The organism is Streptomyces noursei, from assembly GCF_001646665.1.
In the GTDB taxonomy this organism is placed as follows: Bacteria; Actinomycetota; Actinomycetes; order Streptomycetales; family Streptomycetaceae; genus Streptomyces; species Streptomyces lavendulocolor.
Map to the genome: position 1 here is coordinate 1 of NZ_LWBU01000368.1, position 23,667 is coordinate 23,667.

Consider the following 23,667-nt stretch of genomic DNA (forward strand, 5'->3'; position numbering starts at 1 on the left):
GGGCTGCCGGGCTGTTCTGCGTTTTCGCGCTTTCCCTTTCCGGCGGTTCCGACTCTATCAGATCCTTTCGGGCCTGATTCCCAGTCAGAGGGGGTTGTCTTTCCGGCTGTTGGGCCGTTCCGACGTTTCAAACCCTAGCGGATTTCCCGGGCGACTCATAATCGAGGCTCGAAATGAATTTCGGCATGCCGAAATTCGTCCCGTTCGGGAGTCCTTGCTGAGTTTGGTTGCCGCGCAGTGCGGCGGGATCGGCTGCCGAAGAACCGTTACGGCTCCGTGGCAACCCGAAGAACTTTACGGATCGGCGAGGGGCGTGTCAACCCCGGTCCGTGGGGGGCTGCTTCAGCCCAGGTCGGTGAGCCGGCCGCCCGCGTCGGGCTGCGCGTGCTCCACGCGGCGCAGCAGGCGGATCAGCATCTCGCCCAGGGCTCCGCGCTCCTCCGAGGACAGGTCCTGGAGCAGGTCCTCCTCGAAGGCGGTGGCCATGCGCATGGCCTCCAGCCACTTGGTGCGGCCCTCGTCGGTGAGCTCCACGATGACGCGCACCCGGTTGGTCTCGTCCCGGTCGCGGGTGACCAGGCCCTCGGTGGCCATGCGGTCGATGCGGTGGGTCATGGCCGCGGGGGTGAGGCCGAGCCGCTTGGCGAGCTCGCCGGGGCCCAGGCGGTAGGGCGCGCCGGAGAGGACGAGGTGCTTGAGGACCTCCCACTCGGCATTGCTGATGCCCAGCTCGGCGACCTGGCGGCCGTACGCGACGTTCATGCGGCGGTTCAGCCGGCCCAGGGCCGAGACCACCTGCTCCACCTGGGGGTCGAGGTCGCGGAACTCTCGCTGATAGGCGGCGATCTGCTCGTCGAGGCTCGGTTCCTGCGTGTCGGACATGCGGGGAGTATCCCACGCCGGTCGTTGGCGTTGAAGTCCTTCGATGTGTACAGTTAAGCATCGAACTTTAGTGTTGAAGTCTTCAGGACTGAGTCCTACAGAGTCGAAGTAGGTGAGTGTGACCAAGGCGATGGGCGCTGCGATGCGCCGGATCCAGGCGGGGAACGTGCTGAGCGCGTTCGGGCTCGGGTTCACCGTTCCGTATCTCTATGTGTATGTGGCTCAGGTGCGGGACCTGGGCGCCGGTGCGGCTGGGGCCGTGCTGGCGGTCTTCGCCATGGCCGCGCTGGTGGTCCTCCCCTTCACCGGGCGGGCCATCGACCGCCGGGGGCCACTGCCCGTGCTGGTGGGGGCCGCGCTGCTGGCCGCCGCCGGGGCGCTGGGCATGGGGCTCGCGAACAGCGTGGCGACCGTCGTCGGGGCGGCCGCGCTGCTCGGCGCGGGTACCGCGGTGATGCAGCCGGCGCTCGCCACGATGATCGTGTGGTGCTCGTCCCCGGGCACCCGCACCCGGGCGTTCGCCATGCAGTTCTTCCTGCAGAACCTGGGCCTCGGCGTCGGCGGGCTGATCGGCGGGCAGCTCGTGGACGCGAGCCGGCCGGGCAGCTTCCTGCTCCTGTTCTCCATCGAGGCCGCGATGTTCCTGGTGCTCGCCGGGATCGCCGCCACCGTGACGATGCCGCGTTCGCCGTCCCTCGGCCAGACCCCCAGGGGGGAGAGGACCAAGGGCGGGCTGCGGGCGCTGCTGGCGCACCGGGCGATGGTGCAGCTGTGCGTGCTGGGCTTCGTGCTGTTCTTCGCCTGCTACGGCCAGTTCGAGTCGGGTCTCGCGGCGTACGGGACCGAGGCCGCCGGGATCGAGCCGTCGGCGCTCGGGATGGCGCTGGCCGCGAACACGGCGGTCATCGTCGCGGCCCAGTTCCTGGTGCTGCGGTTCGTGGAGCGGCGCCGTCGGACTCGGGTGATCGCCTGGGTCGGGCTCATCTGGGCCGTGGCGTGGCTCATCGCCGGGTACGCGGGCCTGGGGCACGGCAGCCAGGCGATGGCCACGGCCGCGTTCATCGCGACGTACGGACTGTTCGGGCTGGGCGAGGCGATGCTGTCACCGACCGTGGCGCCGCTGGTGGCCGATCTGGCTCCGGAGTCGATGGTCGGGCAGTACAACTCGGCGTTCGCGCTGGTCAAGCAGCTCGCGCTGGCGGTCGGTCCGGCCGTGGGCGGTCCCATGGGGGCCTCGCTGCACGGGCCGTACATCGTGACGTTCGTGCTCTTCTCGCTGGGCATCACGCTGCTCGCGCTGCGGCTGGGCAGGAAGCTCACGCCGGCGCAGGACCACCCGTACCTCGTCGCGACGACGCGGGTGGTGGCGCGGCACGAGCCGGAGCGGGTCGTGGAGGCGGCCGCCTAACCCGGCAGCGCGAACTCGCACCAGACCGCCTTGCCACCTCCCGGTGTGCGGCGGCTTCCCCAGGACGAGGCGATCGTGGCGATGATCGAGATGCCGCGACCCGCCTCGTCCTCCGTTTCGGCGCGACGGCGGCGCGGGAGATGGTCGTCGCCGTCCGTCACCTCGATGATCAGGCGCCGGTCGGTGCGGCGGAGCCGCAGCCGCATGGGCGGGGTGCCGTGCTGGAGGGAGTTGGCCACCAGCTCGCTGGTGGCGAGCACGCCCAGGTCGCGCAGCTCGACCGGGAAGCGCCAGCTGGAGAGGACCCCGGAGGCGAAGGCACGCGCGCGTGGCGCCGCCTCGACGCCGCCGAGCAGGTCGAGGGCGGCGTTGTGGAACAGCTCGGCGTCCGGACCGGTGCGGGAGGGGTGCTGGAGCACCAGGACGGCGACGTCGTCGTCGTGCTCGGCGGTGACGCCGAGTGCGCGCAGCAGCCGGTCGCAGACCACCTGGGGGCTGCCGGTGGCGCCGGACAGGGCGCGCTCCAGGGCTGCGACGCCTTCGTCGATGTCCTCCCGGCGCCGCTCGACCAGGCCGTCGGTGTAGAGGACGGCGGTGGAGCCCGGCGGGAGGGCGATGGTCCCGGAGGCGTGGAGCCAGCCGCCGGTGCCGAGCGGGGCCCGGTCGGTTCCTCGGCGCGGCGCACGGTGCCGTCCTCGTCCCTGACGAGGATCGGCAGGTGGCCGGCGGAGGCGTAGACGAGGCGCCCCTCGTTGGGGTCGTGGACGGCGTAGACGCAGGTGGCGATCTGGCTGGCGTCGATCTCGGCGGCGAGGCCGTCCAGCAGCTGGAGCACCTCGTGGGGCGGCAGGTCGAGGCGGGCGTAGGCGCGGACGGCGGTGCGGAGTTGGCCCATGACGGCCGCCGCGCGCACGCCGCGGCCCATGACGTCGCCGATGACGAGGGCGGTGCGGCCGGCGCCGAGGGTGATCACGTCGTACCAGTCGCCGCCGACCGCGGCGTCCGTTCCGCCCGGCTGGTAGGTGGCGGCGACACGGAGGTCGTCGGGCTGTTCCAACTCCTGCGGCAGCAGTGAGCGTTGCAGGGTGACGGCGGTCTCGCGGTGGCGGCGCTCGCTGGCCCGGAGCCGTTCGGCGGCCTCCGCGTGGTCGGTGACGTCCGCGGCGTGGACGAGGACCCCGGACTCGGCGGTGCCGCGGGTGTCGACGGGCAGGCAGGTGACGGTGTACGAGCCTCCCGCGTGCGTGCGGCGGGACTTGACCGTGCGGGGCTTGCCGCTGCGCAGCACCTGGTCCATGAGCGGCGGCAGGCCCAGCTCGGCGAGCTCGGGGCAGACGGCGGCGACGGTCGCGCCGGGCGGGCGGGGGCCGAAGGCGGCGGCGTAGGCGTCGTTGACGTACGCGACGCGGTGCTCGGGGCCGTAGGTGAGGGCGACGAGGCCGGGCAGGCTGCCGAGGATCTCCCGTACGGAGAAGTCCTCCAGGGCGGGGACGTCGTCGGACACGGGCTCCAGCTGCTGGTCGGACTCACCTCGCGCCGCGGGGACGGAGTCCGCCCGCTGCGCCGGCGAGACCCCGTGGTCGGTGCCGCGCGCGGCGGCGCGGCGCTGCGTACCGGGGAGCCGGGCGCTCCAACGCGTGAAGTTCACGGATCTGTATGCCTCATGGTGTCGTTGCCGTGCGTTGCCGTGCTGAGTCACTCTGTGCAGGTGTGAGCCCACCTATGGTCACACGTCCAGTGTGACCGACCGCACTGACAGGAGCCGTCTGTCGCGACTCCGCCTCGTCAGGGCGCCTTCGTCGGGGCCTTCCGTCGGGGTCCTCGGGCGGGACCTCTCGTCAGGTCCTGCCGTCGGACCCCTTCATCAGTCGGACTTCGCGCCGCCGTCGGCGGTTCCGCCCTTGGACGCCTCGTCCTGCGGTTCGGGCGGTTTGGGGCCGGCGGCGAGCTCGAACTCGGCGCGCGGGTGCTCCAGGGAGCCGAGCGAGACGATCTCCCGCTTGAAGAGGCCGGCGAGGGTCCACTCGGCCAGGACGCGCGCCTTGCGGTTGAAAGTGGGGACGCGGCTGAGATGGTACGCCCGGTGCATGAACCAGGCGGGGTAACCCTTGAGTTTGCGTCCGTACACGTGGGCGACGCCCTTGTGGAGCCCGAGGGAGGCCACCGAGCCCGCGTACTTGTGGGCGTAGTCCTTCTGGGGCCGGCCGCGGAGCGAGGCGACCAGGTTCTCGGCGAGGACCTTGGTCTGGCGGACGGCGTGCTGGGCGTTGGGGGCGCATTCGCGGCCCGGCGCGTCGGCGGTGAGGTCCGGGACGGCGGCCGCGTCGCCGGCGGCCCAGGCGTGTTCGACGCCTTCGACGCCGAGGCGGGCGGTGCACCTGATGCGGCCGCGTTCGTCGAGCGGCAGGTCCGTGCGGGCGAGGACGGGCGCGGGTTTCACGCCGGCGGTCCACACGACGGTACGGGTGGGCAGGCGGGTGCCGTCGCTGAGGACGGCGACCCGGTCCTCGCACGACTCCAGGCGGGTTTCGAGGCGTACGTCGATGTTGCGGGCGCGCAGCTCGCGCACGGTGTACTTGCCCATGTCCTCGCCGACCTCGGGGAGGATGCGGCCGGTCGCCTCGACCAGGACCCACTTCAGGTCCTGGGGCTTGATGTTGTGGTAATACCGCGCGGTGTAGCGGGCCATGTCCTCCAGCTCGCCGAGGGCTTCGACGCCCGCGTAGCCGCCGCCGACGAAGACGAAGGTGAGGGCGGCGTCGCGGATGGCGGGGTCGCGCGTGGAGGAGGCGATGTCCATCTGTTCGATGACGTGGTTGCGCAGCCCGATGGCCTCCTCGACGGTCTTGAAACCGATGGCGTAGTCGGCCAGACCGGGCACGGGCAGGGTGCGGGAGATGGAGCCGGGCGCGATGACGAGCTCGTCGTAGGTGAGCTGGACGGGCCCGGTGCCCTCCTCGTCGGTGGCGAGGGTGGTGATGGTCGCCGTGCGCTTGGCGTGGTCGACGGACTCGGCCTCGCCGATGACGATGTGGCACCTGTCGAGGACGCGGCGCAGCGGGACGACGACGTGGCGGGGCGAGATGTTGCCGGCGGCGGCCTCGGGCAGGAACGGCTGGTAGGTCATGTACGGGTCGGGGGTGACCACGGTGATCTCGGCCGTGCCGCTTCTCAGCTCGGCCTTGAGCAGCCGTTGGAGGTGCAGGGCGGTGTACATCCCGACGTAGCCACCGCCGACAACGAGAATGCGCACAGGTTCGGTCACCATCCCATGACGCAACGGCGTTCGGGGTTTGTCCACAGGCCCGGCAAATTGTGTGACCGGAGGCCGGCTGGGGTCCGGGGTGGCGCGGGAGGCGGGTACGGGGAAAGGCGCGCAGGTCAGGGCGTGGGAGTGGGGTGGCGGGAGGGGGCAGAATCGGGAGTCTTCCGGTCCTTGCTCCGATCGGGGGGCGCACCGGTCGGAACTGCCCCTTCTGAATTGACCTCGACTCAACTATGTTCGTATGTCGTCGGGGAGTCGGGTCGATGCGCATGACCTGAGCGTGTGGTCCGGGCCCCGGTTGTCAGGGTGGGGGAGTCTCCGGGGGGAGACACATCATTTCCGGGGGAACATTCATGCATATTCAGGATTCGCGTTGGTCGACCGCTGTCGCCTCGGCGTCCACGTCGTCCGCTTCTTCGGCGGAGGGGCTCGGCGGCGGGGTGAACGGCCGGATCGGTTCCGGCGGGCCTTCCAGCCGTACGGCACCGCTGCGGGTCGACGCGCAGCGGAACCTCGAGCACGTGCTGCGCGCGGCTCGGGAGGTGTTCGGCGAGCTCGGTTACGGGGCGCCGATGGAGGACGTGGCGCGCAGGGCGCGGGTCGGGGTCGGCACGGTGTACCGGCGGTTCCCGAGCAAGGACGTCCTGGTGCGCCGAATAGCCGAGGAGGAGACCTCCCGGCTCACCGAGCAGGCGCGTACGGCGCTGGGGCAGGAGGACGAGCCGTGGTCGGCCCTCTCCCGGTTCCTGCGGACGTCGGTGGCCTCGGGCGCGGGGCGGCTGCTGCCGCCGCACGTGCTGCGGGTGGGCGTGGACGAGCCGGGCGTGGTCCCGGCGGTGGCCGGCGGGCCGGCCGACGAGGCGACGCGGGTGCCGCAGCAGCGGGGCGTACCGGCCGTGCCGGAGCTGCGGGTGGTTCCGCCGCGCGCGGTGCCGGCGGCGGAGCTGGACGACGCGGGGGCGGCGGAGCTGCTGGAGGTCGTCGGGCGGCTGGTCGACCGCGCCCGTGAGGCGGGTGAGCTGCGCGGGGACGTGACGGTGGCGGACGTGCTGCTGGTCATCGCGACGGCGGCGCCCTCGCTGCCGGACGCCGCGCAGCAGAGCGCCGCGTCGGCCCGGCTGCTGGACATCCTGCTGGAGGGGCTCCGGTCCCGCCCCGCGTGAGGGTCACTCGAACGGGGCATGCACGGCTCCGCTGTTCGGGTCATGTCCCCGGATGAGTGGTTGACGGGCGCTTGCCCCCGGCGGGGGCCTCTCCCTGTGGGACTCTGACCCGATGTCCGGGTCTGAGCAGGGGTACGGGGGCTTCCGCGATGAGCGGTGAGGGTCGCGACGAGCCGTTGGGCGGCGGGGCGGCGGAGGCCGGTGGGCCGTCCGCGGCACCGCTTCCCCCGCCGGCCGCCGCGCCCGCGCCGAGAGTGCCGGGCCAGGGCCGGCCCGGGTCGTCCGCTCGGGTCCCGGTCCCGGCGAGGGGCGACGCGGAGGCCACGGTGCCCGCGCAGCGCGAGGGCGGCACCACGGGGTCCGAATCCGTGCTGCCGCCACCGGTCGAGCTGCCGCCGTCCGACGCCGAGCTGCTCCGGCGGCTGCGGGACGGCGACGACTCGGCGTACGAGGAACTGTTCCGCCGGCACGCCGACGCGGTGCGGCGCTACGCCCGGACGTGCTGCCGGGACGCGCACACCGCGGACGACCTGACGGCGGAGGTGTTCGCCCGGACGCTCCAGGCGGTGCGGGGCGGCGCGGGTCCCCGGCACGCCGTGCGCGCGTACCTGCTGACGACGGTGCGGCGGGTGGCCGCCGCGTGGGCGGGCACGGCGCGGCGCGAGCACCTGGTGGAGGACTTCGCGGTGTTCGCCGCCCAGGCGGTGCGGGTCCCGGCGCTGTCGGACGCCGACACCCAGGAGGTGGGTGCCGATGTGCGGGCGATGCGCGAGGCGGAGCGGTCGCTCGCCATGCGGGCCTTCCGTTCGCTGCCCGAGCGGTGGCAGGCGGTGCTGTGGCACACCACCGTCGAGGAGGAGTCTCCGAGCGAGGTGGCGCCGCTCTTCGGGCTGACCGCCAACGCCACGGCGGTGCTGGCGAGCCGCGCCCGGGAGGGGCTGAAGCAGGCGTACCTCCAGGCGCACGTGAGCCGGTCGCTCACGGAGGGCGGGGACTGCGCGCGCTACGCGGACCGGCTGGGTGCCTATGCCCGGGGCGGGCTGCGCACGCGGGCGGAGCGGGGCCTGCGCAAGCACCTGGAGGAGTGCGCCCGGTGCCGGCTGGCGGTGGGGGAGCTGGAGCACGTCAACGCCGGGATCCCGGCGCTGCTGCCGGTGGCCGTCATCGGCTGGTTCGCGGCCGGGTTCTCGTTCAAGGCGGCCGGGCTGGCCGCCGGTGGGGCGGCGGGTGCCGCGGGTGCCGGTGCGGGGGCGGCGGCCGCGGCGGGCGGATCGGGAGGCGCGGCGTCCGGAGCCGGCGGGGCGGGCGGCGGGGCGCTCGGTGCTCCGGCGAAGGCGGGCATCGCCGTGACCGTCGCGGTCACCGCCGTCGCCGGGGTGGTGTGGGCCCTGTCCGGGGCACCGCGGCCCGCCCCGGAGCCCCGGGCGCAGCCGCCGGCCGTCGAACCCGTCGTACCGCAGCAGCCCGTGGCGGCGCCGAGCCTGGCCGCACCACCGCCGGTGCGGGAACCGGGGCCCGTGCCGGAGCCTGCCCCGCCGAGCCGGGAGCCCGCCCCGCCTGCCCCGCCCACACCCACGCCCGAACCGGTGCCGGCAGTCGCACGGCCCGTGCCCGCCGCGCCGCGGCCGGCCCCCGCGCCGGCGCCCCCTCCGCCCCCGCCCCCGCCCGCCGTCTACCAGGTCAACCGGCTCCCCTACGGCCTCCACGGCGACCGCACGGGGCCGGAGGTCCGGCTCGGGGCGTCCAGCTGGATGTGGCAGCGGTGGGGGATGTCGATCGGCGGCGAGCGGTACGGGCACGGCGTCACCGTGCACGCCCGGTCGTCGCTCACCATCGACCTGAACCGCCCCTGCACGGCCTACGAGGCGTTCGCCGGCGTGGACGACATGGCGCTGGGGCTGGGCGCGGTGCGGTTCTCGGTGTACGGGGACGGCACCCGGCTGTGGCGCTCACCGGTGCTGCGCGGCGGCGACGCGGCGGTACCGCTGCGCGTGGGGATCTCGGGCCGCAGGACGGTCCGGCTGGTCGTCGAACCGGACCCGGCGGCGCCCCTCGGCGCCGTGGCGCCCGCCGACTGGGCGCACGCGCGGATCACCTGCGGCTAGCGGGCGCTCGGGCGAGGGTACGCATGCGGGAAGCGGGAACGACGCACGCGCGGCGGGGCGCCCCGCCCGGCCCGCCGTGCCGGACAGCCCGGCCCGCCGTCCCCGGACACGGCTCAGGTCGACCGGAGCGTGGGGCGGGGCGGCACCCCGGCCGCCACCGCGCGCTGCCGCGGGGCCGCCGTGCCGGTCCAGCAGGTGCCCCGGCGGGCCAGGAGGCGGCGCAGCCACAGCTCCGTGGAGACCAGGTCGGCGAGCCCGTCCAGGGGGACCGGTTCGCCCTCGGTGGCGGCGCGCAGGGCCTTGCGGACGACCCGGGCCTCGATGAGGCCCGCGTCGGCGAGGAGCGGTGCGTCGAAGAGGGCCATCAGCTGCGGGAGGGCGGCGCGCAGCCCCGCGCGGTGGGCGGCGGCGGCCGGGGCGTGGGAGGTGGCGCCCCAGCCGGGCGGGAGGTCGTGGATGCCCGCGCCGGCGAGGACGGTGCGCAGGATCGCGGCGCGGGCGCCGGGCTGGACGCGCAGCGCTTCGGGCAGGTCGCGGCAGGCGCGTACGACCTGGTTGTCGAGGAACGGCGAGTGGAGGCGCTGGCTGCGGATCTCGGCGGCCTGCTCCAGGATGCGGTGGTCCGCCGCGTACCGGGCGAGGGCCGCGCGGGCGCGTGCCTCGCCGGGGCGCTGGACCGAAGTCGGCCTGGTGGCGGCCTGGTTGAGGCGAACCGATACTTCTGCCAGCGCTTCGCCGGTGAGCCAGCGGGCGGCGGGGCCGGGCCGCGTCCAGGCCAGTGCGGCGAGGGAGGCGGACAGCGGGCCGCTCATGGCGGGGGCGGTCCGGTTGGCCTCCAGGAGCCGGTCGGCGGCCGATTCCAGACCGGCGCGGTAGGGCGTACGGGCCAGTCGGCGGGCGGCCCGGTAGACGGTGAGCGGGACGAACAGGGAACCGGCCGACGGCCCGCTGGCCTTGGCGAGGGCGGCGACCGGCCGCAGCAGGTGGCGGCGTCTGCGGTCCAGCAGCAGGTCGGCCAGGCGCGCGGGGTGGGCGTCGAGCACCTGCCGTGCGCCGTGTCCGGTGAAGTGGTCGGCGCTGCCCGCCGCGAGGCGCCGCCGGTGCCGTTCGGCGGTGACGAGTGAGGGCCCGGGTTCGTCGGTGAGCGGGCCCTCCAGTCCGGCGTACGGCAGGGCCTCCTCGGAGGCGGCCACCACGACGTGGTGCAGGCGCGGGTTCTCGGCGATGGCGCGGGCGCGGACCCGTTCCGCCTCGGCGTCCCGCCCGCCGGTGGCCAGGTCGTTGAAGGTCACGGCGAGCAGCCGTTCGCCGGCCTCGGTGCCGTGTCCGAGGATCGTGCCGGGCACGCCGGGCAGGCCCGCCGCGAGGAGCGCCAGCGTCCCGGACGCGCTGCCGCCGGAGAGGTCGGCGCCGATGCCGGGCGCCGGGGCACCGCGGGCGGCGCGCCGTTCGGCGGGGCCCATGCCGGGGACGGGGCCGGGGTCGGGCGGCAGTGTCTCGGGGGCGTGCCGGGGGGCGGTGAGCCGCGCGCGGACGGCTTCGACGAGGGCGTCGCGCACGCCGTCCACGGCCCGGCCCGGGTCGATCTGGGGTGCCGCGACGGCGAGCGAGGCGACCGGTTCGTACCCGGTGATCTCGCGCGAGCCCTCGCGCAGCACGAGCGCGTGCCCGGGCGGGACGCGCTTGACTCCGACGTACGGTGTCGAGTCGCGGAGCGCCTCGGGGGTCTCGGGGCAGGCCAGCAGCGCGGCGAGGTGACCGATGTCGAGCTGCGCCTCGATGAGGTCGGCGAGGGGCAGGGCGGCGGTGGCGTACGCGGTGCCGCGGGCCCACGGGGTGTGGAACACGGGCCGGGCGCCGGCCAGGTCGCCGGTGACGATGATGCGGCGGCCGACCTTGACGACGGCGGTGTAGCTGCCCGGCCAGGCGGTGAGGTGGCGCATGGCGCCGCCGCGGGCCGCGAACAGTCCGACCCTCAGCTGGTCGTCGTCGGCGGCGCAGCAGCCCAGTACCGCGAGGCGGGTGTCGGCGTCGACGGCGACGACGCGGATCTCGTCGGGGCGCCAGTCGCCGACGGCCCAGAGCGGATCGGGGTCGCCCCACAGGAGTTGGGCGCCGACGGGGTGCACGGTGCCGTTCTCGTCATCGTTGCCGACGGCCCCGGCGGCCCCGGCGGTGGCGTGGTGGCCCGTACCGAAACTCGCGGCGATACTGCTCCACCCCACCAGCCACCGCATCGCCGCCTCCACAGCCTGTGGACAACTCAGCACCCTTGATGGAGACATGCTGCCACGACAACGGCGTGCGGGAGGGCCTACGGGCCACGGCCCGACGAAATGGGAACGCGCCGCTGGCAATGGCCAGTTGACGACGCCCCGGAAGCGGTTCGACCCGTCGAACGATGGGCGTTATTCAGCCAATCTCCGAGCATGATCAAACCGTACAAGTGCTCTCATACGTACCCACAAGCTCGGTCCGGGAGGCGCTGTCCGCCCCCCGGACCGGTCCGCCACCCGCGGGGATTGAGGCGGCGGTGTCCCCCAGCCCGCCGCTTTCCAGTACAGCGGGCCGACCCACGCAGCACCCATGGAAGCGCTCCCCCACCCGACGAGCCAGAGCGCACGGACAGGCGCACGGCCACACGCCGGGAGCACGGCCCCGGCACGACGCCCCGGCGCGGGGCGCGCGCCGCCCGCGCGCGTGCCACCGCACGGCCGCACGCCCCGCCGCGCAGCGCCCGCGCACCGGCCGGGCGCCGGCCGGCCGCGCGACCACCCGTACGCACAACAATCCCGCCATACGGAACACCGCCCCTTAACGGTGGGGATGCGGCGAACTACGCTGGGTTTACGAATGCCGCGCGCCTATGCCTGGCGTCGCGGCGGCCGTCTGTGGGTCGAGGGGTGGCGCATGTCCAGGGAGCAACGCGGGCCGAACGAGAAGCTCGGCACCGTTCTCGCCCTCGCGGGAATCAGCAACGCCGGTCTGGCCCGGCGGGTCAACGACCTCGGGGCGCAGCGCGGTCTGACCCTTCGGTACGACAAGACGTCGGTCGCCAGGTGGGTGTCGAAGGGCATGGTGCCGCAGGGCGCCGCACCGCACCTCATCGCGGCCGCGATCGGGCAGAAGCTGGGCCGCCCGGTCCCACTGCACGAGATCGGCCTCGCCGACGCCGACCCGGCGCCCGAGGTGGGGCTGGCCTTCCCGCGCGACGTGGGCGAGGCGGTGCGGTCGGCGACCGAGCTGTACCGGCTCGATCTGGCCGGGCGGCGCGCCGGCGGTGGCGGGATCTGGCAGTCGCTGGCCGGATCCTTCGCGGTCAGCGCCTATGCGACCCCTGCCTCCAGGTGGCTGATAACCCCCGCGGACTCCTCGGTCGAGCGTTCGGTGCCGGCGGCGCCGGACGGCACGGCGGACGACGGCGGCGCGGTGCGGGTCGGCCACAGCGACGTGGCGAAGCTGCGGGAGGCCGCGGAGGACGCGCGGCGCTGGGACTCCAAGTACGGCGGCGGGGACTGGCGCTCCTCGATGGTGCCGGAGTGCCTTCGGGTGGACGCCGCGCCGCTGCTGCTCGGCTCCTACTCGGACGAGGTCGGCCGGGCGCTGTTCGGGGCGACCGCCGAGCTGACCCGGCTGGCCGGCTGGATGGCCTTCGACACGGGGCAGCAGGAGGCCGCCCAGCGCTACTACATCCAGGCGCTGCGGCTCGCGCGGGCCGCCGCCGACGTGCCGCTGGGCGGGTACGTCCTGGCGTCGATGTCGCTCCAGGCCACCTACCGGGGCTTCGCCGACGAGGGCGTCGACCTGGCGCAGGCGGCGCTGGAGCGCAACCGGGGCCTGGCCACCGCGCGGACCATGTCCTTCTTCCGGCTGGTGGAGGCCCGTGCCCACGCCAAGGCCGGTGACGCGGCGGCGGCCGGGGCGGCGCTGCGGGCCGCGGAGGGCTGGCTGGAGCGGTCCCGGGAGGGCGACCCCGACCCGAGCTGGCTGGGCTTCTACTCCTACGACCGGTTCTGCGCGGACGCCGCCGAGTGCTACCGGGACCTCAAGGCGCCGCGCCAGGTGCGCCGCTTCACGGAGCAGGCCCTGTCGCGCCCCACGGAGGAGTACGTCCGCTCGCACGGTTTACGGCTGATCGTGAGCGCCGTGGCCGAGCTGGAGTCGGGCAACCTGGACGCCGCCTGCGCCGCCGGCACGCGCGCGGTGGAGGTGGCCGGGCGCATCTCCTCGGCACGCACCACGGAGTACGTGCGCGACCTGCTGCACCGGCTGGAGCCGTACGGCGACGAGCCGCGGGTGGCGGAGCTGCGCGAGCGGGCGCGCCCGCTGCTGATGGCTCCGGCGTGAGCCGTGTCCCACCTGGTTTAAGGCCCTTGTCAGTGGGCCAGTGCACTATCTGGGGTGGGAGGTGGCACACGTGTCCGCGTACGGCAGTGATCGCTTCGACTGTGACGTGCTCGTGATCGGCGGCGGGATCGTCGGCCTGTCGACGGCGTACGCGGTGACGCGCGCCGCCCCGGGGACGCGGGTGGTGGTGCTGGAGAAGGAGCGGGGCCCCGCGCGGCACCAGACCGGGCGCAACAGCGGGGTGATCCACAGCGGCATCTACTACCGGCCCGGCTCCCTCAAGGCGCGGTACGCGGTGCGGGGCGCCGCCGAGATGGTGAAGTTCTGCGCGGAGTACGGCCTGCCCCACGAGGTCACGGGCAAACTGATCGTCGCGACCGAGCGTGCCGAGCTGCCCCGGCTGCACGCCCTGGTCCAGCGCGGCCGGGAGAACGGCATCCCGGTGCGCGAGCTGGGCCCGGCCCAGATCACCGAGTACGAACCACGGGTGCGGGGCGTGGCCGCGATCCACGTCGGCACGACCGGGGTGTGCGACTACGGGGCGGTGGCGGCGCAGCTGGCGGAGGCGTCCCGGGCGGACATCCGGTACGGGGCGGAGGTCGTCGCTGTGGACCGGCGCCCCTGGGGGGTGGCCGTGCGGACGGCGGACGGCACGATCGTCCGGGGCGGCGTCCTGGTGAACTGCGCGGGGCTGCACTGCGACCGCGTGGCGCGGCTCGCGGGTGACGACCCGGGCATGCGGATCGTCCCGTTCCGGGGCGAGTACTACGAGCTGGCCCGGCCCGAGCTGGTGCGCGGCCTGGTGTACCCGGTGCCCGACCCGGCGTTCCCGTTCCTGGGCGTGCACCTGACGCGCGGCATCGACGGGGGCGTCCACGTAGGGCCGAACGCGGTGCCCGCGCTGGGCCGCGAGGGGTACGGCTGGTCGGTGGTCCGGCCGCGGGAGCTGGCCGGGACGCTGGCGTGGCCGGGTTCCTGGCGGATCGCGCGCCGCCACTGGCGGTACGGGGCGGGCGAGCTGCACCGGTCGGTGTCGAAGCGGGCGTTCACGGAGGCGGTGCGGCGGCTGCTGCCGTCGGTCGGCCCGGAGGACCTCCACCGCGCCCCGGCGGGCGTGCGCGCCCAGGCCGTGCTGCGGGACGGCACCCTGGTCGACGACTTCCTGATCCGCGAGGCCCGCCGCACGGTCCACGTGCTGAACGCCCCGTCCCCGGCGGCGACCGCCTCCCTCCCCATCGGCCGCGAGGTCGCCCGCCGGGCCCTGGCGCACCTGGGCTGACCGGGACGGTCCGAGGCCGGGGCGGTCCGCCGCGGGGGCGCCGTAGAATCGGGGCATTGTGTCTGAGTCCCGTGAAACCGCAGTCCCCCGCCGCCCCAAGGGTGAGCCCCGCTTCCCCGAGGGGCCCGCGCCCGATCCCGCCGGGTCGCACTTCGAGCGGCGGATCCGCAGCTTCCAGCCCCGCCGCAGCCGCGTCACGCCCGGGCAGGGCGACGCCCTGCGCCGGCTGTGGGGCGCGTGGGGGCTCGACATCGACGGACAGCGCACCCTCGACCTGGGCGAGCTGTTCGGCGGGCTCCCGGTCGTGCTGGAGATCGGGTTCGGCATGGGCGAGGCGACCGCGCAGATGGCCGCCGACGACCCGTCGACCGGCATCCTCGCGGTGGACGTGCACACGCCCGGCCAGGGCAACCTGCTCTCCCTCGCCGAGAAGGCCGGGCTGACCAACGTCCGCGTGGCCAACGGTGACGCGATCATCCTGCTCCGGGAGATGCTGGCGCCCGACGCCCTGGACGGCGTGCGCGTGTACTTCCCCGACCCTTGGCCCAAGAAGCGGCACCACAAGCGCCGGCTGATCCAGCCCGAGTTCCTGAGCCTGGTGGCCACCCGGATGAAGCCGGGCGCCGTGCTGCACTGCGCCACGGACTGGGAACCGTACGCCGAGCAGATGCTGGACGTGCTGACCGCGCACCCGGACTTCGAGAACACCGTGCCCGACGGCGGCTACGCGCCGCGCCCCGCGTTCCGGCCGCTCACGCGCTTCGAGGGGCAGGGCCTCGACAAGGGCCACGTCGTGCACGACCTGCTGTTCGCGCGGGTGTGACGGGCGGACCGGTCACCCGCCGCGCGTGACCGCGAGCCCCGCGGACCCACCCGGACCGCCACCCGGACCGGCACCCGACCCGCCGCGCGCACCGGACGCGCCGGACGCCCGGCGGGGGCGGCGATCCCGCCACGGCTGTCGGTGACGGTCGTTAGGGTCGATCGCGTGTCCCATTCGTCTGCGCAGCACCAGTCGCCGTATCCGGCCGTCCCGGCGTACGAACCACACCCGTCGTTCGACGCCGTGCCGGACCGTGCCCGATGGCACTACAAGCCCCGCCGCGCGTTCTGGCGGAGCAAGGTGGTGCGGGCGTCCGCGGTCGCCGTCGTGCTCGCCCTGTGCGGGCTGGTGATCCTCGCGCTGGTGCGGCAGCAGACCGGTACGGAGGGCTTCCTGGTGGGGCTGGGCCTCGCCGTCCTGCCGGTACCGCTGCTCATGGCGGCGTTCCGCTGGCTGGACCGGGTGGACCCGGGGCCGTGGCGGAACCTGCTGTTCTCGTTCGCGTGGGGGGCGTGCGCGGCCGCGCTCGTCGCGATCGTCGCCAACACCTTCGCGACCCGGTGGATAGCCACCGCCACCGCCGACCCGGCGTCCGCCGACACCCTCGGCGCGACGGTCGTCGCGCCGGTCGTGGAGGAGAGCGCCAAGGCCGCCGCCGTACTGCTCGTGTTCCTCTTCCGCAGACGGGACTTCACCGGGATCGTCGACGGCGTCGTCATCGCCGGGTTCACCGCCACCGGCTTCGCCTTCACCGAGAACATCCTCTACCTCGGCAACGCCTTCGGCGAGGACCAGCAGTTCGGGACGTCGGGCTTCGCGTCCGTCACGGCGGCGACGTTCTTCGTGCGGATCGTGATGTCGCCGTTCGCGCACCCGCTGTTCACCGTGCTCACCGGTATCGGCTTCGGCTTCGCCGCGATCACCGCGCACCGCCACAGGATCCGCAGGGTCGCGCTTCCGTCGCTGGGGCTGACCCTGGCGATGGGCACGCACGCGCTGTGGAACGGCTCGGCGGCGCTCGGTCCGTGGGGGTTCTACGCCGTGTACGGGGCGTTCATGGTGCCGGCGTTCGGCCTGCTGACCTGGCTGGCGATCTGGTCGCGGCAGCGGGAGCTGCGCACGATATCCGGCGAACTGCCCGCGTACGCCGCGGCCGGCTGGCTCACGCCCGCGGAGCCGCTCGCGCTCTCCTCCATGCGGGCGCGCAGCCTGGCCCGCGGGTACGCGGCCCGCTGCTTCGGTCCTGCGGCGGCCCGCGCGGTCAGCGAGTACGAGTCGTTCGCCACCTCGCTGGCGTTTCTGCGCCACCGGGCCCGGCGCGGGGCGGTGGGCGCCGACTTCACGGCGCGCGAGCAGGAGCTGCTGCACCACCTGTGGCAGCGCAAGGAGGTCGCCGCGCCGGCCCTGACGTACGCCGCGCGGATCACCGGCCGGGTGTGGACACCGCCCCCGCACCTCGACTACGCCGGCTACAACCCCTACCGGTACTAGGGCGCCTCTTTCGGATCGTGCCGGGCTCCGGGGTACGGCGGCCACGACGCGCAAACCGGCAGCCCTGGCGTCGGGGGGTTGTCGCCAGGACTGCCGGAAATCGAGGCCGGGGCCCGGGATTCGGGCGCCCCGGACTCGGGCGTCGGGGAATCGGGTGCCCGGGATTCGGGCGCCGGGCCGCGGCGGGGTGGTCGCGCGCGCGTGCCCGGTCGTGGCGACCGGGCACGGGTCGACGGGGAGCGGAGGCTCAGACGGTGAGGCCCTTGTCCCGCAGCCAGGCCAGCGGGTCGATGCCACCGCCGCCCGCGGTGTGCACCTCCAGGTGCAGGTGCGGCCCGGTGACGTTGCCCGTGGCGCCGACGCGGCCGATGGTCTCGCCGGTGCCGACCTTCTGCCCGGCGCCGACCGTCATCGACGACAGGTGGCAGTACCAGACCTCGGTGCCGTCCTCCAGCTCCAGCACGATGCGGTAGCCGTACGAGCCCGACCACCCGGCCGACTTCACCGTGCCGCTGTGGACGGCCTTGGCGGGAGTGCCGGTGGGCGCGGCGAGGTCCAGGCCCGTGTGGTAGCCGGAGGACCACATGTTGCCGGCCTGGCCGTAGGTGGAGGTGATGGTGTACGAGGAGGTCGGCAGGGACCAGCTGGCGGCGAGTTCGGCCAGCCGGGCCTCCTCCGCGGCCTTCGCCTTGGCGGCGGCCTCGGCCTCGGCCTTCGCCTTCTCCTCGGCCGCCTGTGCGGCGGCCTCCTTCTCGGCGGCGGTCTGCTGGGCCTTCGCCTGGGCCGCGGCCTGCTCGGCCGCCGCCGCCTCCGCGGCCGCCTTGGCCTCGGCGTCGGCGGTCGCCTGCTGCTGCTCGGCCTGCTGGAGGATGCGGGCGCGCAGGGCCTCGCCCGCGTCCGCGCCGCTCTGCTGCCCGGCGGCCTCGGTCTCCTGGGCGCCGGTGAGGGACGCGGCGGTGAGCGGCCCGCTGTCCGTCCCGTCGGAGTCGCCGGACTCCCCGTCGGAGTCGCCGCCCATCAGGGAGCCGATGCCGGGCAGGGACTCCGCGTCCGGGAGGCTGTCGGTGATGGCGTCGGGCAGGGATATGGAGACCGCCGGCTTGTCCTGCGCGGTGGCCATGCCGCCCGCGCCGACCGCGGCGATGACGCCGACACCGAGGACCGTGGAGCTACGGGCGAGTCCGCCGCGCTGCTTGGCCACCCGGTGGCGCCCCCGCACGGGACGGACGGTCTCCTCGGTGGGATTCCATTCCTCAAACGGTCCGTTTACGGATGCGGCGTCCGGGATACCCGAAGAGTTGAACGAGTCGATCGAGCCGTACGGGGCTTCGGGGGCAGGCCTGTTGGACGCCACGGAGGCGCACTCCTTTCCTTCCTTCTCGCCTACCGGGTTAGCTGACGGGTTCGGAGCAGGAAGGTCTCCTACGGGCCCACTTCGGCCCGATTCACCCCAAGGTGGTGGTTCCCCGGTTCCCTTGCGGAATTCGGCGCACGCGCGCGGTGCCGTCTCTTCGACGGCTGGGACGACCGCGCTGCGTTATCGAACGTTAATAGACGTGGGCTCCGGATTCCAAGCTGTTCCTACTGATCATTAACCGGACGGGCCGTGCACCAACCAGCCCACACCGGGACAGGGTCGGGCGAGTTGACCGCGCATCAGAAACATTTACCGACCACGTTGATGCTGACGGTGCGTCATATGTTATGCGGAGCGGCACGCACCCTTCACGGAGCGTGCTCGCGGTCCGATACGCACCCACGCCGGCATGGCACGCCTCAGGGCACCACCGGAATCGTCCGCCGCCGCCCCGGCTGCCCCTCCGCCGGCCGGCTCACCGCCAGCAGCGCCAGGTCGTCGGTCGCCCCGCCGCCCGTGTGCCGCCGTACGTCGCTCACCAGGGCGTCCAGCACCGCCTCGGGCCCGGGGAACAGCCGCCCCGCCAGCCGCGCGACCGGATCGTAGAAGACCCCCGCCGCGTCCCGCGCCTCCGACAGCCCGTCCGTGTAGAGCAGCAGCGTCGCACCCGCCGGGTAGGGCACCTCGTACGCCCGGTCCGGCCACGCCCCCAGGTCGGACATGCCCAGCGGCAGCGCGGGCTCCGCCAGCTCCAGCAGCTCGACGCGCCCGTCCGCGTACAGCATCAGCGGCTCCGGGTGCCCCCGGTCCACCACCCGCACCACGGCCGCGCCGCGCGGGATCTCCGCCAGCACCGCGGTGGTGAACCCCTCGACGGCGTCCAGCCCGTCCCGCCGCGTCCCCTCCCGGGCCAGCGCCCGCTCCAGCCGCTGCGCCACGCCCTCCAGCGAGCTCTCCTGCTCGGCCGCCTCCCGGAACGCCCCGATGACCACCGCCACCGCCTCGACCGCGCCCATCCCCTTCCCGCGCACGTCCCCGACGACCAGCCGCACACCGTACGGGGTGTCCTGCACCGCGAAGAGGTCGCCACCGATGAACGCGTCCGCCTGCGCGGCCTCGTAACGCGCCGCCACCTGGAGCCCCCCGATCCGCTCGGCGGGGGTCGGCAGCACCGCCCGCTGCGCCGTCTCGGCGATCACCCGGGCCGACGCGAGCCGTTCACCGCTGCGCCGCACCACCCGGTTGATCAGCAGGGCGAGCGCCGCCACCACGGCCACGGTGACGAGCTCGGTGACGGTCTGCGTCTCGCCCAGCGTGTCGTTGCCCAGGTGCAGGGCCAGCATGGCCGTCACGGCGAAGAGACCGACGAGCAGGGTCGTCCGGGCGGTGAACAGCGGCGCGGCGACCAGCGGGGCGGCCGCGAACAGCGGGACGGCGGTGAACCGCGGCGGGGTCAGCAGGTCGTACGCCACACCCCCCACGACCAGCAGCCACGGCAGTGACCGGACGAACCGGCGGCTCCGGGGGGCACCCTCCCGCCCGCCGTCGCCGTCACTCGCCCGCTGCCCCGCCACTGGTCTCCTGCCCGGTCCACCCACGGCTGCGGACGGTACCGCGCCCCACCCGGACCGGCCGGAGCCGCGCCGCACGACGACCCGCCGTCCGCCGACCGGGTGACGGACGGCCGCCCGGCCCGTACCCCGGGAGTCACGCCGGGCCCGGGGTTCACGGCCGACACGGCCGACACGACGGACCCGACGAACGACGAACACGACGAAGGCCCGGTGCGCAATGCACCGGGCCTTCGTCCGCAGTAGCGGGGACAGGATTTGAACCTGCGACCTCTGGGTTATGAGCCCAGCGAGCTACCGAGCTGCTCCACCCCGCGTCGGTGAACACCACCCTACGCCATCCGACGCACTATCCCTAACCAATATCCCTGGTAGCCACCGGGAAGGGACGAAACGGGCGCCGCGCGCCCCGGGGCCCGGCGGCGCGGGAGGGGCGGCAGGGGCGGGAAAGACGTCAGCCCCAGGCCGGCGAAGCTCTGACCTGGGGCTGGCTCGGTAGGCCGTGTGGGACTCGAACCCACAACCAACGGATTAAAAGTCCGCTGCTCTGCCAATTGAGCTAACGGCCCTCGACGAGTCACCCCTGAGCATAGCCCTACGGCGCCCGCCGTCCGATCGGGTATCGGGTGAACGGGCGCCGTCGCGCCGCCGCGGCGGCCGGGCCGTCAGAACAGCGCGCGGTAGTGCCGCCGGCCGGTGGCCACCGTCACCGTCGCCCCGAACGACCCCGCGCCGTCACCTCTGTTGCGCAGGAGTTCGCCGTTCGCGTCGCGGGAGAGCAGGTCGGGCAGGCCGTCGCCGGTGAGGTCCCCGACCCCGAGGATGTCGGTGCCGACGACGGCCACCCGCACGGCCCGCCGGTTGTACCGGGCCTCAGAAGAGGCCCTTGTACGCCTGCCAGCCGGTGCCGAGCTTGACCGTCGAGCCGAACGACCCGGCGCCATTGCCGTTGTTGCGCAGCAGGTCACCGGCGGTGTTGCGGGAGAGCAGGTCCGCCTTGCCGTCCTTGTTGAGGTCGCCGACCCCGACGAAGGCGTTGCGGCCGGTCGCCCAGTTGTTGCCGAGCGCCAGGACGCGTGCCTTGAGCGTGCCGGCCGCCGTGCCGTTCATCCGCCACAGCGAGTTGGCACCGTCCACCGCGAGCAGGTCGCCGGCGCCGTCGCCGTTCAGGTCACCGGCCCCGAACACCGCACGGTAGGCCTTCCAGTTCGTGGCGATCCGGCCCCGCGCCTTGAGCTTGCCGGCGCCGTCGTCCGCGTACAGGTACATGTCGCCGGTCGTCGCCTGACGGGCCACCAGGTCGGCCCGTCCGTCGCCGGTCAGGTCACCCGGCGAGGTCAGCACGTTGAACTGCGCCCACGCCGTGCCGAGCGAGGTGTACGGGGCCGTCGGCACCAGCGCCTTGCCGCAGCCGGGCCGGTAGGCCCGCAGCTCGCCGCTCGGCAGCCGCACCAGCACGTCGTTGCACCGGTCGCCGTTCAGGTCCCCGAAGGGCACCGCCACGGCGGAGGTGGACCAGCCGCTGCCGCTCACCGCGCCGGACAGCGTCCCCGCGCCCGTCCCGTAGCGGACCGCGAGGGTGCCGGTCGAGCTGAGCGACACGAGGTCACCGACACGGTCGCCGTTGTGGTCGCGCCGCGCCGGCGGGGTGACCGGGGCGACGGTGGCGCCGGACAGCGTGACCGTGCCGGACTGCGTCAGGGCGGCGCCCTGCCCGTCCGCCGGGAGCGCCGTCAGTGTCCAGGTGTACGCGCCGTCGGCGACCGCCGCGCCGGACGCGTCCTTGCCGTCCCAGGCGGCGCCCAGCACGCCCCGGGCCTCACCGCCGGTCAGGGTGCGCCGCACGGCGCCGGAGCCGTCCTTGACGGTGAGCTGCCAGGAGGCGGCGGGCTTGGACAGCCACCAGCGGGGCTTCCAGGGCGCGCCGCCGCCCTTGACGTCCTGCGCGGCCGGGACGTCGGCGTCGATGCGGGCGATCGGTGAGGCGGGCACGCCCGCGTCCACGACCCGGATGTCGCCGTCGGTGGTGGCGGTGAGGGCGATCCGTCCGGTCGCTGGGTCGACCGCGTACTTGTACTCCCGCTCGTTGTCGTCGGCGACCCGGTGGGTGGCGACGTGCACGGGCTGGGCGCCCCGGATGTCGGTCACCTTGACGTCGGAGCCGTTGCCCCACACCACATAGCCGTCGCCGAGCTCGGAGATTGGCTCCGAGGTGGGGTGGTTGACGTTCTTGTCGAGGTCGAAGACGCCGCTCCTGGCGGGCCATCCCGCGCAGTCCCAGCTCAGCCAGTGCGCGGTCACCTTGATGGACTCGGCCTTGCAGCCGCTGCCCAGGTTCACGGTCCGCTTCACCGCGCCGGTCCTGGCGTCGTAGCCCTTCACCGTGCCGGCCACCTCACCGGCGGCCCAGACGGTGTCCCCGTACAGGTCGGAGTCGAGCGCCCGGACGGCGGGCAGGGAGGCGAGTTGCCTGCCGGTGTCGAGGTCGACCGTGATCAGGCCCGTGTACGAGCCGTCGGCGCGGTCGCCGTGCGCGGTCAGGTAGCGGCCGGACGCGCCGACCGCCTCCAGCCGGGCGAGTCCGGCGGTCACCGGCGTGCCCTGGGTGCCACCGGGCTGCACCAGCAGCGGGAACTGCCCGTGGTTGGAGTCCGGCCGGATCAGCAGCCGCCCGTCGCCCGTGGCGGTGATCTCCGGGCATCCCGTGCTGTCCGTGCAGTCGGTGAGGTCCGTGCCCAGGGCGCCGAGGTCCTCGGTGGCACCGGCCGTCAGCGCCCCCGTCACCGACACGGTCCGGGTGCGGAACGCGTTGCTCAGGTCCGGCATCCGCTCCAGCGAGTACAGCTTGCCGTTGGCGAAGCCGAAGGAGCGCGGCATGGACGTCATGGGCCTGATGCCCGTCAGCTGCTCGACGGTGGGCCCGGAGTCCGTGACGCCGACGAGCTGGACGCCCAGCGCGCCGGCGCTGTCGCCGCCGACCAGCAGCAGCCGGGTGCCGTCGGGGGTGGGCGCCGCGTGGGCGCGCGCGTACGCGAGGACGGTCGTCTCCGCCCCGCCGGACAGCGGGACGCTCACGACGCGGTACGGGGCGGTCCCGCCGAGCCCGGAGGGGCGGGCGACGAACGCCCGGTCGCCGATGAGGCCGAGGAGCCGGGCGCCCTGCTGGTACGGCAGGTCCGCGACCCGGGTCTGCGCCAGCGCGCCCCCGGCGGTCGCGCCGGTCCTGGCGTAGAACGCGAGCTTGCCGTCCACGGTCCACTCCAGGACGTGGTCGGGGGTGAGCGCGGTGTCCGCCGTCGCGGCGGTCGTGGTGCGGGCGAGCGCCCTGACCTGCCCGTCGCCGATCCAGACCGGCCGGGTGACGCCGTTCTGGCGCACGGACGTCACCAGTCCGTCGGCACTCGCCGACTCGATCCTGTACGGCCGTTCGGCGCCCGCGGGCCAGCCGGTCACCTGCGTGCTCGCGACCGTGCCGCCCGACAGGCGGTGGGTGTGCCACTCGGGCTCGGCGGTGCTGTCGGCCCGGGTGTACGTCACCACGGTCGAGCCGTACGTACCGACGTACCGGTGTCCGGCGGGGACGTCGATGTACGTGTTGGTCCCGCCGGCCGGGTCGAACAGCCGCACGCGGCCGGCGCTGGTGGGCCCGGTGCCCAGTGCGGCGATGACGTCGGAGCCGGCACCGTACGTGGCGCCTTCCTCGGGGCCCTCGGCCTCGTTGTACACGGGCGTGGTCGTACCGGTGTACGTGCTCCGGAAGTGGCCGCGGCCCTCTTCGTACCGCAGGTAGCCCGTCGGGCCGGCGGAGAGCGGGATCACGCTGCGCGGGTGGGCGGCCTCGGTGGCGTCGAAGACGACACCGGGCGCGTCGTCCGCGACCGCGGCCGGGGCGAGCGGCCCGGCCCCGGTGGCGAGCGTCACCGCGGCGACGACGGCGGCGGAATGGCGTACGAGAGCGCGTCGGGGCACTCGGGTC

General features: G+C 74.4%; 14 protein-coding genes, 2 tRNA genes, 1 pseudogene and 1 riboswitch. Of the genes and pseudogenes, 7 read left to right on the top strand and 10 right to left on the bottom strand.

All coding sequences use genetic code 11. The features are described from left to right. Positions 1 to 342: 342 nt before the first annotated feature. A complete protein-coding gene (locus tag A4V12_RS27145) occupies positions 343 to 882 on the bottom strand; it encodes a MarR family winged helix-turn-helix transcriptional regulator (RefSeq protein ID WP_064072081.1) in 540 nt (179 codons plus the stop codon). A 142-nt stretch (positions 883 to 1,024) separates the two neighbouring features. Here A4V12_RS27145 and A4V12_RS27150 point away from each other — a divergent pair, with 142 nt between their 5' ends. After that, positions 1,025 to 2,290 (top strand): MFS transporter, encoded by a 1,266-nt coding sequence (locus A4V12_RS27150; protein WP_064072113.1) that lies wholly within the window; start codon positions 1,025 to 1,027, stop codon positions 2,288 to 2,290. Here the strand turns inward: A4V12_RS27150 and A4V12_RS27155 are convergent. Beyond that, positions 2,287 to 3,938: pseudogene (locus A4V12_RS27155) on the bottom strand (ATP-binding SpoIIE family protein phosphatase). The gene A4V12_RS27150 and the pseudogene A4V12_RS27155 overlap by 4 nt on opposite strands. A 216-nt stretch (positions 3,939 to 4,154) precedes the next feature. Then, entirely contained in the window at positions 4,155 to 5,558 is a 1,404-nt protein-coding gene (locus tag A4V12_RS27160) for an NAD(P)/FAD-dependent oxidoreductase (RefSeq protein WP_064072082.1), read from the bottom strand. A 350-nt stretch (positions 5,559 to 5,908) separates the two neighbouring features. Between A4V12_RS27160 and A4V12_RS27165 the strand changes: the two genes are divergently transcribed. Together A4V12_RS27165 and A4V12_RS27170 are read left to right on the top strand one after the other, a co-directional pair. After that, a complete protein-coding gene (locus A4V12_RS27165; RefSeq protein ID WP_064072083.1) occupies positions 5,909 to 6,718 on the top strand; it encodes a TetR/AcrR family transcriptional regulator in 810 nt (269 codons plus the stop codon). Positions 6,719 to 6,867: 149 nt separating this feature from the next. Beyond that, a complete protein-coding gene (locus tag A4V12_RS27170) occupies positions 6,868 to 8,823 on the top strand; it encodes a sigma-70 family RNA polymerase sigma factor (RefSeq protein WP_064072084.1) in 1,956 nt (651 codons plus the stop codon). A 113-nt stretch (positions 8,824 to 8,936) separates the two neighbouring features. Here A4V12_RS27170 and A4V12_RS27175 read toward each other — a convergent pair whose 3' ends face one another. After that, positions 8,937 to 11,060 carry an asparagine synthase-related protein gene (locus tag A4V12_RS27175; protein WP_107415524.1) on the bottom strand — a complete coding sequence of 708 codons (2,124 nt, stop codon included), beginning with the start codon at positions 11,058 to 11,060 and terminating at the stop codon, positions 8,937 to 8,939. A gap of 673 nt (positions 11,061 to 11,733) precedes the next feature. On the opposite strand from A4V12_RS27175, the gene A4V12_RS27180 reads away from it, so the two are divergent. From A4V12_RS27180 to A4V12_RS27195, 4 genes are all read left to right on the top strand, one after another. Beyond that, positions 11,734 to 13,170 carry a hypothetical protein gene (locus A4V12_RS27180; protein ID WP_064072085.1) on the top strand — a complete coding sequence of 479 codons (1,437 nt, stop codon included), beginning with the start codon at positions 11,734 to 11,736 and terminating at the stop codon, positions 13,168 to 13,170. Between the two features lie 70 nt (positions 13,171 to 13,240). Next, the gene (lhgO, locus tag A4V12_RS27185) at positions 13,241 to 14,449 is read left to right on the top strand and encodes an L-2-hydroxyglutarate oxidase (protein ID WP_064072086.1); all 1,209 of its coding nucleotides are present in this window, start codon (positions 13,241 to 13,243) and stop codon (positions 14,447 to 14,449) included. A gap of 58 nt (positions 14,450 to 14,507) precedes the next feature. Then, positions 14,508 to 15,272, top strand: a complete 765-nt coding sequence (trmB, locus tag A4V12_RS27190) for a tRNA (guanosine(46)-N7)-methyltransferase TrmB (RefSeq protein WP_064072087.1) — start codon at positions 14,508 to 14,510, stop codon at positions 15,270 to 15,272. Between the two features lie 165 nt (positions 15,273 to 15,437). After that, complete coding sequence (locus tag A4V12_RS27195; RefSeq protein WP_064072088.1) at positions 15,438 to 16,763, top strand: PrsW family intramembrane metalloprotease; 1,326 nt, start codon at positions 15,438 to 15,440, stop codon at positions 16,761 to 16,763. 247 nt (positions 16,764 to 17,010) lie between these two features. On the opposite strand, the gene A4V12_RS27200 is transcribed toward A4V12_RS27195, so the two are convergent. The 6 genes from A4V12_RS27200 to A4V12_RS27225 form a co-directional block, all read right to left on the bottom strand. Continuing rightward, positions 17,011 to 18,117, bottom strand: a complete 1,107-nt coding sequence (locus A4V12_RS27200; protein WP_064072089.1) for a M23 family metallopeptidase — start codon at positions 18,115 to 18,117, stop codon at positions 17,011 to 17,013. Positions 18,118 to 18,128: 11 nt separating this feature from the next. After that, positions 18,129 to 18,263: riboswitch (cyclic di-AMP (ydaO/yuaA leader) on the bottom strand. Between the two features lie 276 nt (positions 18,264 to 18,539). Beyond that, positions 18,540 to 19,694, bottom strand: a complete 1,155-nt coding sequence (locus tag A4V12_RS27205) for a PP2C family protein-serine/threonine phosphatase (RefSeq protein WP_064072090.1) — start codon at positions 19,692 to 19,694, stop codon at positions 18,540 to 18,542. Positions 19,695 to 19,934: 240 nt separating this feature from the next. Continuing rightward, a tRNA-Met gene (locus A4V12_RS27210) sits at positions 19,935 to 20,008 on the bottom strand. Between the two features lie 179 nt (positions 20,009 to 20,187). Then, positions 20,188 to 20,260: transfer RNA gene (locus tag A4V12_RS27215), tRNA-Lys, on the bottom strand. A 96-nt stretch (positions 20,261 to 20,356) separates the two neighbouring features. Continuing rightward, entirely contained in the window at positions 20,357 to 20,542 is a 186-nt protein-coding gene (locus tag A4V12_RS27220) for an FG-GAP-like repeat-containing protein (RefSeq protein ID WP_064072091.1), read from the bottom strand. Positions 20,543 to 20,564: 22 nt separating this feature from the next. Next, complete coding sequence (locus A4V12_RS27225) at positions 20,565 to 23,660, bottom strand: FG-GAP-like repeat-containing protein (protein ID WP_064072092.1); 3,096 nt, start codon at positions 23,658 to 23,660, stop codon at positions 20,565 to 20,567. Positions 23,661 to 23,667: the final 7 nt, after the last annotated feature.

Bases quoted from the DNA above. Each gene is read 5' to 3' on its own strand.
- A4V12_RS27145 (WP_064072081.1), bottom strand. From the start codon at position 882: ATGTCCGACACGCAGGAACCGAGCCTCGACGAGCAGATCGCCGCCTAT.
- A4V12_RS27150 (WP_064072113.1), top strand. From the start codon at position 1,025: ATGCGCCGGATCCAGGCGGGGAACGTGCTGAGCGCGTTCGGGCTCGGG.
- A4V12_RS27160 (WP_064072082.1), bottom strand. From the start codon at position 5,558: ATGGTGACCGAACCTGTGCGCATTCTCGTTGTCGGCGGTGGCTACGTC.
- A4V12_RS27165 (WP_064072083.1), top strand. From the start codon at position 5,909: ATGCATATTCAGGATTCGCGTTGGTCGACCGCTGTCGCCTCGGCGTCC.
- A4V12_RS27170 (WP_064072084.1), top strand. From the start codon at position 6,868: ATGAGCGGTGAGGGTCGCGACGAGCCGTTGGGCGGCGGGGCGGCGGAG.
- A4V12_RS27175 (WP_107415524.1), bottom strand. From the start codon at position 11,060: ATGCGGTGGCTGGTGGGGTGGAGCAGTATCGCCGCGAGTTTCGGTACG.
- A4V12_RS27180 (WP_064072085.1), top strand. From the start codon at position 11,734: ATGTCCAGGGAGCAACGCGGGCCGAACGAGAAGCTCGGCACCGTTCTC.